The sequence below is a fragment of the Neorhizobium galegae genome (genome assembly GCF_017877055.1).
Lineage (GTDB): Bacteria > Pseudomonadota > Alphaproteobacteria > Rhizobiales > Rhizobiaceae > Neorhizobium > Neorhizobium galegae_D.
In genome coordinates this window covers 218,719-232,379 of the sequence record NZ_JAGIPG010000003.1, presented here as the reverse complement: position 1 = coordinate 232,379, position 13,661 = coordinate 218,719, and the positions used below count along the sequence as shown (strand labels likewise).

Annotated in this window: 9 protein-coding genes and 1 pseudogene; 6 read left to right on the top strand and 4 right to left on the bottom strand. The window is 57.8% G+C overall.

The features are described 5' to 3' along the window. Nucleotides 1–119: 119 nt before the first annotated feature. From J2857_RS20330 to J2857_RS20320, 3 genes are read left to right on the top strand one after another with little or no spacing between them, the layout of a single operon-like run. Nucleotides 120–2,150 (top strand): glycosyltransferase family 1 protein, encoded by a 2,031-nt coding sequence (locus tag J2857_RS20330; RefSeq protein ID WP_348635699.1) that lies wholly within the window; start codon nucleotides 120–122, stop codon nucleotides 2,148–2,150. Beyond that, nucleotides 2,147–3,817, top strand: coding sequence for a Wzz/FepE/Etk N-terminal domain-containing protein (locus tag J2857_RS20325; protein ID WP_210011923.1), 1,671 nt, complete (start codon nucleotides 2,147–2,149; stop codon nucleotides 3,815–3,817). Before J2857_RS20330 ends, J2857_RS20325 begins: the two co-directional genes overlap by 4 nt. Further along, a complete protein-coding gene (locus J2857_RS20320) occupies nucleotides 3,814–4,905 on the top strand; it encodes a glycosyltransferase family 2 protein (RefSeq protein WP_210011922.1) in 1,092 nt (363 codons plus the stop codon). Before J2857_RS20325 ends, J2857_RS20320 begins: the two co-directional genes overlap by 4 nt. A gap of 4 nt (nucleotides 4,906–4,909) precedes the next feature. On the opposite strand, the gene J2857_RS20315 is transcribed toward J2857_RS20320, so the two are convergent. Together J2857_RS20315 and J2857_RS20310 are read right to left on the bottom strand one after the other, a co-directional pair. Further along, nucleotides 4,910–6,346: a lipopolysaccharide biosynthesis protein gene (locus tag J2857_RS20315; RefSeq protein ID WP_210011921.1), complete on the bottom strand. Its 1,437-nt coding sequence runs from the start codon at nucleotides 6,344–6,346 to the stop codon at nucleotides 4,910–4,912. A 181-nt stretch (nucleotides 6,347–6,527) separates the two neighbouring features. Continuing rightward, the gene (locus J2857_RS20310; protein WP_210011920.1) at nucleotides 6,528–8,492 is read right to left on the bottom strand and encodes a hydrolase; all 1,965 of its coding nucleotides are present in this window, start codon (nucleotides 8,490–8,492) and stop codon (nucleotides 6,528–6,530) included. Between the two features lie 302 nt (nucleotides 8,493–8,794). Between J2857_RS20310 and J2857_RS20305 the strand changes: the two genes are divergently transcribed. Together J2857_RS20305 and J2857_RS20300 are read left to right on the top strand one after the other, a co-directional pair. Continuing rightward, nucleotides 8,795–10,213 (top strand): NAD(P)-binding protein, encoded by a 1,419-nt coding sequence (locus J2857_RS20305; RefSeq protein ID WP_210011919.1) that lies wholly within the window; start codon nucleotides 8,795–8,797, stop codon nucleotides 10,211–10,213. A gap of 7 nt (nucleotides 10,214–10,220) precedes the next feature. Continuing rightward, entirely contained in the window at nucleotides 10,221–11,297 is a 1,077-nt protein-coding gene (locus tag J2857_RS20300) for a glycosyltransferase family 4 protein (protein WP_210011918.1), read from the top strand. Nucleotides 11,298–11,319: 22 nt separating this feature from the next. Here the strand turns inward: J2857_RS20300 and J2857_RS20295 are convergent, their stop codons facing one another. Further along, entirely contained in the window at nucleotides 11,320–12,051 is a 732-nt protein-coding gene (locus tag J2857_RS20295; RefSeq protein WP_210011917.1) for a hypothetical protein, read from the bottom strand. Nucleotides 12,052–12,307: 256 nt separating this feature from the next. Further along, nucleotides 12,308–12,532 (bottom strand): exopolysaccharide production repressor protein, encoded by a 225-nt coding sequence (locus tag J2857_RS31505; protein WP_210011916.1) that lies wholly within the window; start codon nucleotides 12,530–12,532, stop codon nucleotides 12,308–12,310. Between the two features lie 266 nt (nucleotides 12,533–12,798). Between J2857_RS31505 and J2857_RS20285 the strand changes: the two are divergent. Further along, nucleotides 12,799–13,077 (top strand): annotated as a pseudogene (locus J2857_RS20285) (MBL fold metallo-hydrolase); the annotation flags it as partial. Nucleotides 13,078–13,661: the final 584 nt, after the last annotated feature.

Sequence of the window (13,661 nt, the reverse complement as noted above, 5' to 3'; positions counted from 1 at the left end):
TACGTGTCGCTATGGTCTCGTTATTCGCCGACCAAGGCTGCGTCCCCTTCCCGCTCACCGTTCGCGATATCTCCTCTCCATCGTCCCGGGGAGCGGGCGAACCATGACGGAGAGCGATCGTGAGCTCAATTGAGCATTGCGCCATCAACGGGCGGTTCCTGACACAAAATGCGACGGGCGTTCAACGCTACGCGATGAACGTCGTCAAGGCGCTCGATCGCACCTTGGGTAATGACGAGCGCCTGCCGATGATCGCGCCCACCGGCACCACGGATCCGGGCTTTGTCCGACTTCCGCTGGTCATGTCCGGTTCGTTCGGGGGGCATGCGTGGGAGCAGATCGTGCTTGCCCGGACTGGCCATGGGCCGCTGCTCAATCTTTGCAATTCGGCGCCGGCCTTCAAAAAGGATCAGATCGTCTGCATCCATGATGCCAACATTTTCGCCGCCCCGGAAAGTTATAGCCCCGCCTTCCGCATGGCTTATTCTCGATTGCAGCCGCTTCTGGTTCGACGCGCCGCCCGCATTGCTACGGTTTCTCATGCATCAGCCCGGCAGCTTGCGCGCTACCTGCCTGTCCGGCGGGAGGACATCGCCGTCCTTCCCAATGGACATGAACACGCTCTCGAATGGGACGCCGGGCGGGCGGAGACCGCGCCACAAGTCGTCGGCGCCATAGGTAAGCGGGACCGCCAATTCGTTCTGGCGCTTGCCTCGCGTGCCAAGCACAAGAACCTTGGCTTGTTGACGAAGGCCGCAGAAGCTCTGGATGGCCTGCATATCGACATCGTCGTTGCCGGAGGGAGCGACGGGATTTTTGCTTCCGAGCTTCTCGAAAAGCTGCCGAACGTTCTCCTCGTCGGGCGGGTTTCGGACGACGACCTTGCCTATTTCCTGAAACACGCACTCTGTCTGGTGTTTCCCTCCACGACCGAAGGTTTTGGGCTGCCTATTGTCGAAGCCATGGCCTTGGGCTGCCCCGTCGTGGCGTCCGATTGCGCCAGCATGCCGGAAGTATGCGGTAAGGCGGCGCTGATGGCCTCTCCCTTTCGCCCGGATGAGTGGATCGGCCATATCGAAGCCTTAAAGCGGTCCGATCTGCTCAAAGGCGAGTTGCGTGGTCGGGGCTTGGAACAGGTGCGCAATTTCTCTTGGACGAACACCGCCGCGGGTTATCGGGAACTGCTTCAAGACCCCGCGAGAGGCCTCGCTCAGCACAGGTCACGTAGCTCGACTGCACCGAGCGTCGCGGTTGTGATTGCGACCCGCGGCCGTCCGGCCGTCGTCAGCGCAACCGTGCGCCATCTTCTCGCGACCCAGACGGTTCGTCCGGACACGTTGGTCGTGTCCTGTACAGACGTAAGTGACGCCGGCGACCTGGTTTCCGATCCGAGAGTGACGATCGTGACGGGGAGGCCTGGCCTTGCGGCCCAACGCAACCTGGCGCTCGCCAACTTGCCTCCCGAAACGGACGTGGTCGTCTTCTTCGATGACGATTTCGTCGCCCATAGAAACTGGCTGGCGTCCGCGGCCTGCGCCTTTCGCGATGAGAGTCGCCTCGTGGGTCTAACGGGCCACGTCGTAGCCGATGGAATCAAAGGACCCGGCATCCCCTTCGACGAGGCTCTTCGCCTTCTGGATACCGCACCGCCGCCTGGTTCCAGGTGGCATGAGCCTTACAGTCCCTATGGCTGTAACATGGCCTTCCGCGTGTCTGCCATCGGCGATACAAGGTTCGACGAGCGACTGGTTCTGTACGGGTGGCTGGAGGATCGCGACTTCGCTGCCGCCCTTGCCAAGCAGGGCGGACGGTTCGTAAAATCGGACGAGGTTTCCGGCGTACACATGGGCGTCAAGAGCGGTCGCGTGAGCGGTGAGCGGCTCGGGTATTCACAGATCGTTAACCCGCTCTACATGATGCGCAAGGGTACCATGACGCTTGCACAGGTTACCGACCAGGTCCTGCGCAACATCGTCAGCAATTTCGGCCGGATGTTGTGGGCGGAGCCATTTATCGATCGACGCGGGAGGGTCAAAGGCAACCTCATGGGCGTTGCGGATGTTCTAAGAGGACGCCTGGACCCTGAGCGCGCTGCTCAGTTGTCAGTTTTCAACCCTCTTCCGCTGAGATCCGGAGGCAAGGCCAGATGACAATCAACAGACCTGGTCCTCTGGAGGGAGCGTCCCGCCTCTGGCGCACGGATCGCACGCCGATAGGCGATGCGGGCGAAGGTCCCCTCGCCCTATTGCGTCTGGTGATTGCCCTTGCCTGGCGCAACAAGATACGGCTCATCGCATGTACGGCCGCGGGGTTCCTGCTCGCCTTCCTTTATGCAAACTCTCTCCCTCGGGTCTATAACGCGACTGCCACGCTTCTGCTGGAGCCCCGGCAATTTGCCTACATCGGCCGCGATATCAATGCGCAGCAGAACCTGGACCTGAACAACGCCGAGAGCGAACTGCAGATCATCCGTTCGGAGCGGCTTCTCTCTGCCGTCTTCGATAGCCTTGTCCTTCAAGGCGACGCCGAACTTGGTCCGCGGCCACCGGAAGAGTTCAGAGGCTTGGCGGTACAGATGCAGGACACGATGTCGACGCTCGTCGATAGTGGATTAAAAACGCTTGGAAAGACGTCAAGGCGGGCTGAAGACGCATTGGACCCGACCGCGGATCCCCGCGAGAACGCCCGCCGCATTGCATTTGCGAATTTCGTCAAGCGGCTGAGCGCGCGACGCGTGGGGCAATCTTACGTCGTCGAGATCGAATTCTGGTCATATAATCAGACGCTTCCTGCCCGCGTCGCAAATGCGATGGTGTCGGGATACATTCTCCAATCGATTGCCTCCAAAGAGCAGATGGCACGAGCTGGCACGGACACGCTGCAGGGGCGACTGGATGCGCTGGCCGCACAGGTCAATGCCGCCAGGGAGGCAATGAGAAACGGCACGCTACCCGCTCTTGCCACACCGGATGCCGATGCCCGGATCATTGGCGCCGCACTTCCACCCCTTGATCCCTCCGGCCCGCGCACGAAACTCATCGCCGCTTTGGGTGGGCTTTTGGGATTTCTGATCAGCATGTCGACCATAGCCATCAACGTGGCCTTTGATCGCCGCGTGCGCAACGCCAGGGAACTCTCACAGGAAACCGGCATTCCATGTCTGGCAACCGTTCCGGACACCGGGAAAACGACAGGTATTTCCTGGCATATCGATAGTCCGGCGCTGCAGCGCTATGCCAGCGTCATCCGTGATCTGAAAATCTCGATCGATGTCGCCTGCTCGCAACGCCGGGAAAGAAACATCGTCGTCGCACTCGTGGCTGCAACGACTGAGAGCGGCGTTTCGACCCTGTCCCTCAGTATGGCCCAGCTTCTAAGCCGAGGCGGCCGTTATGTGACGTTCTTCTATTCGGGGCTGCCGTCGATGGTCGAAGAAACGTCCAGTTCGTCAACCTCCATGGCCGATGTGGCCATCTCCGGTCTGAAGGCGGATCAGTTGTCGTTCGGCGATCTCGACGGCATTGCGACCCTCCCGATCCACTCGAAGGACCTTCATACCAATATTTTCGCCGATTTCCGTCATCCTGGCGTTCTGCGGGTCCTGGAAACCGCTCGGCTGAAGGGGGACGTGATATTCGATCTTCCCGCGCTTGATACGTCCATGGACGCACTTGCATTGGCATTTCATGCCGATGCCGTGCTGATCGTCGCAAAGAGCGGTCGCACGACCATCGACGAAGTCAAAGACGTTCACAACCAACTGCGGCGCGCCGGGGCGCCGGTGATCGGTACCATAATCAATCGGGCAAGGTCATGACCGCCCGGGACACCGCAGCCTTACCGCAGGCGGCTTCCCAGGTGTGGGATACCTCCGGATCCGACCGACACGCGGACGATCAGAACGCCCCCATCTTCAAGCTCGCGATCATCATCACCTGCTTCAACTATTCCCGGTATATCAGGCGCGCTGTTGAAAGCGTCCTCTCGCAAAGGTGCAGCCAGTGCCAAGTCCTCGTGATCGACGATGGCTCCACCGATGATTCATGGGAGGTGATCTGCGGCCTGGGAGTTCGCGCGTTTCGTCTTGCGAATGGCGGCCAGCGCAAGGCCTGCCTTTTTGGCCTGGAGCAGACACGGACACCCTTCGTCCTGTTCCTCGATGCCGATGATGAACTTCTTCCCGGGGCGCTGGAAGTGATCGTCGCCAACCTGGACGATGGCGTCGCAAAACTCCAGTTTCCATTGAAGCGGATCGATGGCGACGGCAATGTCATCAGCGGCCCAATGCCCGAACTTAAGGCGTCCAGAGGGCGTGAGCTGGCAGGGAGGGTATTGCGCACCGGTGCGTATGCGACACCTCCGACCTCAGGAAACGTCTTTAGACGCGACGTTTGCGAGCTCCTGAAGGACGCAGACTACGATCGGGCGGTTGATGGAATTATCCTGTTCGCAGCTCCATTTATCGGCGATGTGGTCAGTCTGCCGCAAACGCTCGGTCTTTACCGGGTCCATGACCGCAACGATTCCGGTTTCGGTGACAAACTGAATACGCAGGCGTTGCGCCGGGATCTTGAGAGGTTCGTCAAGAGAACCGAGCATCTGCGCCGGATCCTGCCGGGCTATGGCTATCGATCCGGCCTGATACCCGCTGAGCATGCTTATTTCTATCGTGAGCGGCGCCTCTATCTTTCGGTGGCGGAGGATAAACGCATTTCCCTGGCAAGCCTCTCCGGACTGGTGTGGCAGCTGTGGCGTGACAAAAATCCGCTGCGGATGAAGGTCTCCATGACACTCTTTTTCACGGCCCTCAGTCTGCTTCCCAGAGAACGCGCCCGTAGAGCGCTTGCCTATCGCCTGGGTGCGTGCACCCGCTCGACACGCGGCCTCATTCGGGCTCTGATCTGACAGATTACCGGTCGACCAGCTCGGGCCTTCCGGCCGTGCGGGCAATCCGCATACCCAGACCGAACAATGTCCCGAAATAGGTTGCCGCGCCCACGCTCGCCGCCGTGGCAAGCTGTATGACGACAGGCAGATCCGATACCGGCATTTCCGTCCGCCACCACGTGACGACAATTGCCATGACGGCAGCGGAAACCAGAACTTTCCAATTGTTCTGGAGCTGCCTCCATGGCCCCAGCCCGAACAATTGGCGAGCCTCGGCAACGTAGAAAACAGCCATCACGGATGCGACCAGGATTCGGGCAATGCTCGCCCCATGGGCGGCAAACAGGTAGAAGCCGATGGAAATGAGAAGAACCCGGAAGCACAGGTCGATCGTATTGAGCCTGAAAATGACAGAGGGACGATCAAGAGCAAGGCTCGCGGAATAAAGCGTCTGGAAATAGGGTATGGGAATAACCGAAAGGGCAAGCAGGCTAAGATAGGGCGCCGCGTCGCTCCATTGCTCTCCCAGCAGAATATCGGTCACGAGGTCTGCCGTCAGGGAGATGCCGACACAAATGGGAAGCGAAACCAGCATCGCGAAACGGCTTGCCTTGAGGAAAGCCATCCTCATCCGGTCCGCATTCGAACTTATCTGCGAAAACGCTGCCATGACCGGCTGCAGGGCCGGGCCGATGATGCTCTGGGTCGGGATGACGGCGATGTCACTTGCGACGGCATAACGCCCGAGCATGGCGTTGTTGCCGGCAGAGCCGATCAGAAAACGATCAAACTGCCAGTTCAAGGCGGACACAAGTTGCGCCGAACTGAACCAGCCGATAAAGCCCGCGAAATCCGAGAGCCGCTTCAGCGAGAACGCAGGCCGATAGGGCGCCACCAGGTAAGAGGCGATGGTGGCCACAAATGCCGTAGTCACGAAATTGACGACGATCGCCCAGTAGCCGCCACCGGCAGCCACGGTGATGATGGCGGCCACAAAAGCGCACAGTTTGCTGATCGTCTCGACCGCAAATGTCGGACGGAATTCGAGGGCGCGGGCAAAATGCACCATGGCGGGGCTCATGAACCCCTTCACGATCGGGCCGAGCGCCATGGCCGCAATGACCGGAACGAGCCAGGGATTTCCATTGATCAGCGAATATGGCCAGGTCGCAATGAGGAAGATCACGGCGATCGCCAAACTTCTCAAGACGCCGAGAGTGAAGCCGGTATCAAGGTGGCTCTTATCGAGCACCTGAAGTCGCACCAGTGCCTGCGTGACCGGCACCTCCAGAACCGTATCGATAACCACAACCAGCGCCATTGCGAGCGCCGCCAGTCCGAATTCCGCGGGAGACAGCAGGCGCGCGAGAATGAGTACGTTGAAAAAATCGATAAACCGCCCGACGAAGCGGGAGAAGACAAGCCAACCGGCACCTTTGAGAGTTGCGAACGCAAGCATTCTTCACCACGCCTCTGTCTCACTGCCGTCATTGTCGAAGTGTGGGCTTCATGAACGACGAACCCCTCTCGCTTCGTTGAAAGACCTTGGGCTGGCTCAAAGGCAGTGCCAGGATCGTGCTGCGCTGTCCGAGACGTCGATGGTCAGACAAGTTCCGTTTGTTGCATTCTCCCGGACGGCTTCAGCGGTTCAGCTTGGCTGAGAAGCCTCGAAGGACGTGCGCCAGACCCACTGCCCGGAGCAAGGCGGGTTTTAGCCGCGGAAACTCCTGGGCAATCGCTCCTTCGCGCCATAATTCAGATTTCATGGCGATCAACTTGCGTGCCATGCCCGCCCTCGTTGTTGGTGCAAGCGTCGCGATAAAATCATTTCGCCCGAAATCAACCGAACGGGGACTGACACCCAGCGCAATCATATCCGCCTTGGACGGGTTGGTGATCGCCTGTTTAAGCCTCAGCCAGGCCCGATCCGCGTCGCGAAGAACCTGCGCGCCACTGGATAGGCCGTCGATATACCGCAACGCGCCGGTGAGGAGCGGATTGCCGTTTGATGGATCGAGACAACCGAAACGAATATCTCCCGAGTTCCCGGTCACGGTGCCGTCTTGCCCTATGCTCAATGTTTTGACGGAAGGTACCACCGGCTCAAAGAGGCTCTCTATGATATGCCAGTACCGCAAGACCACCGTCCTCGTCTTGAAGGGATTGTAGAAGCGATCCTCGACCACCAGACCAGCCACATTGGGGAAATGGTCTTCGCTGAGCCCCTTGTAGTTACATCGGGCAAACTGCACCGTTTCAAAGCGACGCTCCGGCAGCCCGGCGGACAGAAGCCTCTGCGTACTGCCATAAAGCCCGGTGTCGCAGAGTATAATGCGTTTGGCATCACCTATGATCTGTTCGATATGAATCTTGAAATAATCATTCTGACGATCGATCTCCTGGGCGACAGCGCCGCCGCCGGCCGTATCCAACAGGTCGAAGAAGCCGCTCGCATCGAAGGCCTGCTGCCATTGGGCGGGTAGATGGAAAGAACGACCGCCAAGCGCATATGCCACGGCAGCGAAACTTGAGCCTTCGAATTCGCGCGCCAGCTCATCGAGGACAGCCGGGTTTCTGGCCGCCACAGCTGTACGGGCGGCAACGAGGCGCGAAATCAGGATGTTCTCGCGCTTCAATGAAAGAGGTAAGCCGAGCACGGATTGGAGGCGTTCGAAAGCCTCCCGTATGCCAAGTCCCCCGCGCGCGCAAAAGAGCATTGCAGCATCGCCCTTCAAACTCGCTTGCTGGCTATACAGCCATAAAAAGAGACAGAATTCAGCGACGATCGGGCCGAACACATGTTCACCGAATTGAGCCTGATCGCTGATCGACGGGATGGCCTCGCGGGAGCCCAATCCACTTTTGACGTGCCGCATTCCTTCTGCCAGGGCTGCATTGCCCTGTGAGACGAGCCGTCTGATCCGCTTCTTCGGCATATGGATGGTCTGTATACCCATGCTCTTCGGCACGAGACAGTCGGCAAGCAGGTCGTCACCTATGTGCAAGGCGCGGGAGGCGTCCACTCTTTCAGCCTGCAAGACAAGGGAGAACAGGTCGCCCTGTCGCTTGCTGGCCCTCAGATCCGCGCTTGAATAGATCTTGTCCAGAAGGCCCGGGCCGTGAAAATGGTCGATGAGTTCGCCGACTTTTTCACCGGACAACCCCGTATCTGTGATCGCCACCACCCTGACGCCGTTTTGGCGATGCCGTCTCAACAGCATGGCAAAATCGCCATTCGCAAAAAGGGCCCGCTTTTCGATTTCTACCTCGACGGCGATCCGCTTCTCGATCAGGGATTGAGGCAGCCCGAGAATAGTCAGCTGGCGGCAGATGACATCGCAAAGGCGCACCTCGCCTCGACCGCCTCCCATATTCAAGGCCCGATAAGCCATCTTTTCAGCAAGCAGTCTGGCCTGGATGAGTTCATCGGAGGGCAAGGTCAAACCCTGACTTTTCAGAAAACGGGCGAACATCTTTTCACCCGCGATGATGCGTGATCGCTGCGACAGACCATTGCGCATCAAAAGCGTATCAAACACATCCGTGGCAATCAGATCCACGGAATGCAGTGGTCGATTGAAATCATCGAGGCTACGGCGCGGCATCCAACATTCCCTCGCAAATCATCGAAATCAGCGCGCCTTGACGGCAGAGCACGAACCCAAATCACAGATGGAATTTTCCCCGAGCGCCTCCCCAAAAGAGAGGAGGCCTCCACGTCGATAAGGGAGTGTAACAGACATGGACAAACGCCTTCAAGTTAAATTATTATATATCAATCAGTATACCTGCTGAAAATATAGTCATACTTTCACATATTTAAGCAGACACCAGACTTAAAGAGGCATATCTACATTTATCTCAACCGCGCCGCCCGAATGTACTAGATCAAACGATGGAGATTTGCATGAATGAGGCCCACTTCTCCACACCGGATCGGGCGACGGACATAGAATATGACGCCATTGTTCTGGGATCGGGTGTTAGCGGTCTCGTTTCAGCTTCCGTCCTGGTCAAACAAGGATGCCAGAAAATCCTGGTCGTCGATGAATACGAACACATCGGCGGGAACCACATGGACTGGTCCGCGAACGGATACACATTCGACATTGGAAGCCTGATTTTCCAGGACGATTCCCCCTTGCTGACGCATTTCCCCGAGCTGCTCCCTCTCTATGTGCCGATTGAGCCTCGGTGGGGTCGGTTGACCCCTCAGAAAATTGTTACCGATTATCCGATTTCGTTGCGGGACGACATTTTGCGAGCCGGCGCCAGGGGGATGATGCGGATCTTCGGCTCAGTGTTCTATGCCCGCCTGTTCCAGCGCGAAATGAACAACGCAAGAGAGTTTTCCCGCTACTGGATCGGAGCCGAGCTTCTCCGGCGCTCCGGTCTGGAGTCCTATATGCGGAGGTTCTACGGGATCGCCCTCGATCAGATCGATATCGAACTGGCGACGAAAAGGATGTTGTGGATCAGCGAACATGCCTCGCTGGGCAACCTTGTTCGCCGCCTTCTTTGGCCCAAGCGCCGGGGATCAACAAATAAACAGCTTGCGCGCCCGAAAGCCGGATTTGCGCCTCTATACCGGCTTGCTCAACAAAACCTGGAGAAACGAGGCGTGCAATTCGCGCTCGGCGTCAAACCGGTCGCCATCGACCGGTTGGAAAACGGCTTCCGGTTGAGACTGGCGGACGGGGCGGTTACCGCAGCCCGGCTGTTTTCGACGATCCCGATCGAAAAGGTACAGGCTTTGTGCGCCATGGAGCGGAAGCCTACCCTCAATACCACCACGCTCATCGGCCTCTATTTCAGCTTCAGCGGAAACCGTGGCTTCCACCAGCCGATCGTCTACAATTTCTCGCACGAAGGCGCCTGGAAACGGCTGACAGTCTATTCCGACTTCTACGGTCCGGCCCACGGGCGCGAATATTTCGGCGTCGAAGTCGTCGCCGAACAGCCCGGTTACTCGACCGAAATGGCGGAAGCGGATTTTCGCGCGCACGCCTCGGCGAATGGTCTGTTTCGAGGGGATTTGAAACTCGAGGGCAGCCAAGTCCTGACCAACGCCTATCCGGTCTACAGCCGGGGCGCCGCCCGCCAGGCAGAAGAAGCCATCGCTGAACTGTACGCCTTAGGGATACAGTCCTACGGACGCCACGGCGGATTCAACTACCAGCCGACGGCACGCGTCTCCACCCTCGATGCAGAAACTGCTCTCGGGTTTGAACGGAAAGTTTCTCAGCCACCTGAAGCGGTCGAGGTTTCTCCTCCAAATGAGCGGGCAGCTTCACCGCTCCTGATATCCTCTCCGACAACCCCATGAGCGCACCGTGCGGATCTTGCATATTCTCAACCACACCCGACGGTTAAACGGCAATGTGCATGCTGCTGTCGATCTCGCTTGTGCTCAGGTGAAGCTTGGCCACAATGTCTGCATGGCAAGCGGCGGAGGTGACTTCGACAGATTGCTTGCTCGCAACGCTGTCGAAGTGGCGTTCCTCGACCAAGAGAGAAAGCCGCTTGCCCTGCTCAAATCCCTTTGGACCTTACGACGGCTCATCCGGGACTGGAAGCCGGATATCGTGCACGCGCATATGATGACGAGTGCCGTTCTTTCGGCCCCGATATGTCGGTTATCATCGACGCCGCTGATTACCACCGTTCACAATGCATTCGAAAAAAGCGCAGTCCTGATGGGGCTTGGCACTCGTGTGATTGCCGTCAGCGAAGCCGTCGGGAAGTCGATGCAGCAGCGTGGTATCTCGGCATCAAAACTGCACGTTGTTCTCAACGGCACAATCGGATCGGCCCGGTTCGAGGGGCGCGACAGGACGCCCGCATCACTTCGGGGGCGAAGCATTCTTTTCGTGGGTGGGCTTCACCCCAGAAAGGGGCTACCAGATCTCCTGGAAGCCTTCCGCGTGGCACATGAGAAATACCCAGAGAGCCATCTATATATCGCCGGCGGCGGGCCTTTCGAAGCCGCCTACCTGCAATTGGCTACGGAAACGGGCTGTGCAAATGCCATCACGTTTGTCGGCGCGATCGATGAACCTTTTCCCTACATGCTGGCGGCCGACATTTTCGTCCTGCCATCCCATGCCGATCCCGCTCCACTCGTGCTGTCGGAAGCACGAGAAGCAGCTTGTGCCGTGATTGGCACCAGCGTGGATGGAATCCCGCAACTGCTCGGCTTCGGCGAGGCCGGTATTCTCGTCCCGCCGCGCGATCCACAAACCTTGGCAGCGGTTCTTTGCGAACTGTTAGCGGATCCCGGGAAACTGGATATGTGGAAGGCAAGAAGCCAGCTGCATATCAACAATCTGACGATAGAGCGCGTCGCCCGCGAAACGCTCAGCATTTACAAGTCCGTCAGGTCGCCGGGAGCCGAGACCGTCTCTGCTTAGGAAGCTACCGGAACGACCGACATCAACCGCGGCCGAGTTGGCGCTTCAGGTAGCTGTCAGCGTGCGGATCGGCATAGTGAAACAGCGCCGTTGCCCGCACCGCACCTTCATCGATGGGCTCGTTGGTGTGAATGCTGCGATAGCCCCAGAAGAGATAGAGACTGCCCGGAACCATGGACACGTGTTTCATACCCTTTCCCCCGGAAGCGCGCCTCCTCAGGACGCGCTGAGTGAGCGCATTGTCGAGGATCGCTTTGTCGGCGAGGTTGAAGAGGTAACTCGATCGAATCCCTCTGGTATTCGGGATTATCAAGAAGTCGCCTCGTCGCCCAGATTCCGGGATCTCCACCGGTATAAGTGCGGTGATCGCGTAGGAATCATAGTGAAATATCAAAGAGTGGTCTGCCACGCTTTTTCCCGTGAGGCAGCGAAGTATCTGATAGAATTTGACCTCCGGCGCAGGTCGTCCCAGACCGATGGAATATAGGCGGGCAAAGAGAGCCTTGAACTCTGCGGAGTTGCCGAGGTCATCCAGGCCTGATCCCGCGAGCTCATCGCTTTTCAGCGAAACCGTCTGCTGCCCTGCACGCTTGATCGTGGCGGAAACAAAACTTCGCATATGGCCGAGATCTTCGGTCGTAAGGAAGTTGGGAATACAGGAAATTCCGTCTTGGTTGATCTGTTGAGCGATGCCACGAACATCCCCATCCTCCAGTCCACGCAACCAGTATCTTGCATTGCTTAGGTAAGGCATGGCAGGCTCCATGTGAGAACGTAGTTCTGTCCTCGAAGGCATCGGACATTAACCCAGTCGCGACATCGACGGGATCATCCGGAAAAGTAGTCATTCGGCGCGGCAGCGAAGATGGCGCCGCTCATAGCTCCTTGATGCTCCCCACGAGAACGAACTCAGCCGGCTTCAGGTTAAACAACTCGATGCGCAACCGGTGCATGATGCCGTCCGTCATCACTCAATTCTGGTCAGGCAAAATTATCGCCTCCGAGATTAACTACTGCGATCGCCGCTTGTGCTCCAACCAGGCCATGTAGACGATGCCAGCGAAATAACCAAACTGCAGGAGGAGAAAACAAGCTGATGTATAGATAAGCGAGGTGCCGAAATCTCGATCATAATAATATGTAATTATTCCAAAGACGATTGACACGATGGTTATGTGAATCAAGCTCGCTGGCGAAGCCGCCAATTTCACGGACTTTCTTGAGAACAAGCTCATGTGGGTACTCGCTTCGCCCACCTTCCGATGCGCTCATCTGCGAGCGGGCAATCAATCATTCAGCCTTCACCGCTTCGCCGCCGATTTACAGAGGCCCAGCGATGATTGCGTTTAAGGGTTCTCTCGGAAGCGAACAGCAAATCGGATCGGGAAGGAAGGAAACCATTGTGATGATAGCACTACGCCTATCGGTGTATGCCGGCGCTCGCGGCGGATAAAATCATCAGGACTCCTAGTTGAATCGTGGGAGATGTCAGGTTGCTCGCGGGATGTTTCAGGGCTCGAAGACCGAGAAGGAGCTGAACTACCGGCCATTTCCATTCCAGCCGTCCTCGCTGGATGCCGTCATCCTTACTCATGCCCATATCGATCACAGCGGCCTCCTTCCGAAACTTGTCAAGGATGGCTTCGCAGGTTCCATCTGCTGCACTCCCGCAACGATGGATCTCTGCGCTGTGATGCTGCCTGACTCAGGGCATATCCAGGAGATGGAAGTTGAGCAGATCAACCGGAGAAACGAGCGTCGCGGCCGAAAGTCCGTCGAACGATATCGGCTTGTTGCGCGATCCTCTTCGGGACGGCGCATCTTCTCCTCGCGCTCAGCGACGAACGCCAGAATGGCACTTGACCTTCCCATCGTCGGAAGGGGCACTCTTCGTAGAAATTGGTTGGTCATCCAGGATGCCATGGGTCCGCTTCTCTGATCCCTGCTTGATGAAGATCAAAGCAGGTGTCGTCGAGAACCCATAGATTATCCACAAGGCAGAAATAGGCTGAGCAATATGGACTCGCGGAAGCGGAAACCGCTGATTTGGAGGATATGCGTCGCGCTGATTGCTGTCGCGATTCTCTTCAGCGCGCCGGCTTCCCATGCCACTCTTCAGCCGTGCTCGACCGAACACAGCGCATCGATCGATCACCCCCACCAAGGCGACCACCATGCAAAGCCAAAGGTCGCGCTCGGTGATCAGGCCTGCTGCAACAGTATCTGTGCTGTCTGCATAGTGATCCTTCCGTCACCAACGACCACGTCACCGGACATGGCCACCTTGTTGACCCGTATTTCCGATCTTCAGGATCATCTTACCGGGAGAGCCCCCTCTCCCGGCTTCAAGCCTCCGCAATCCGC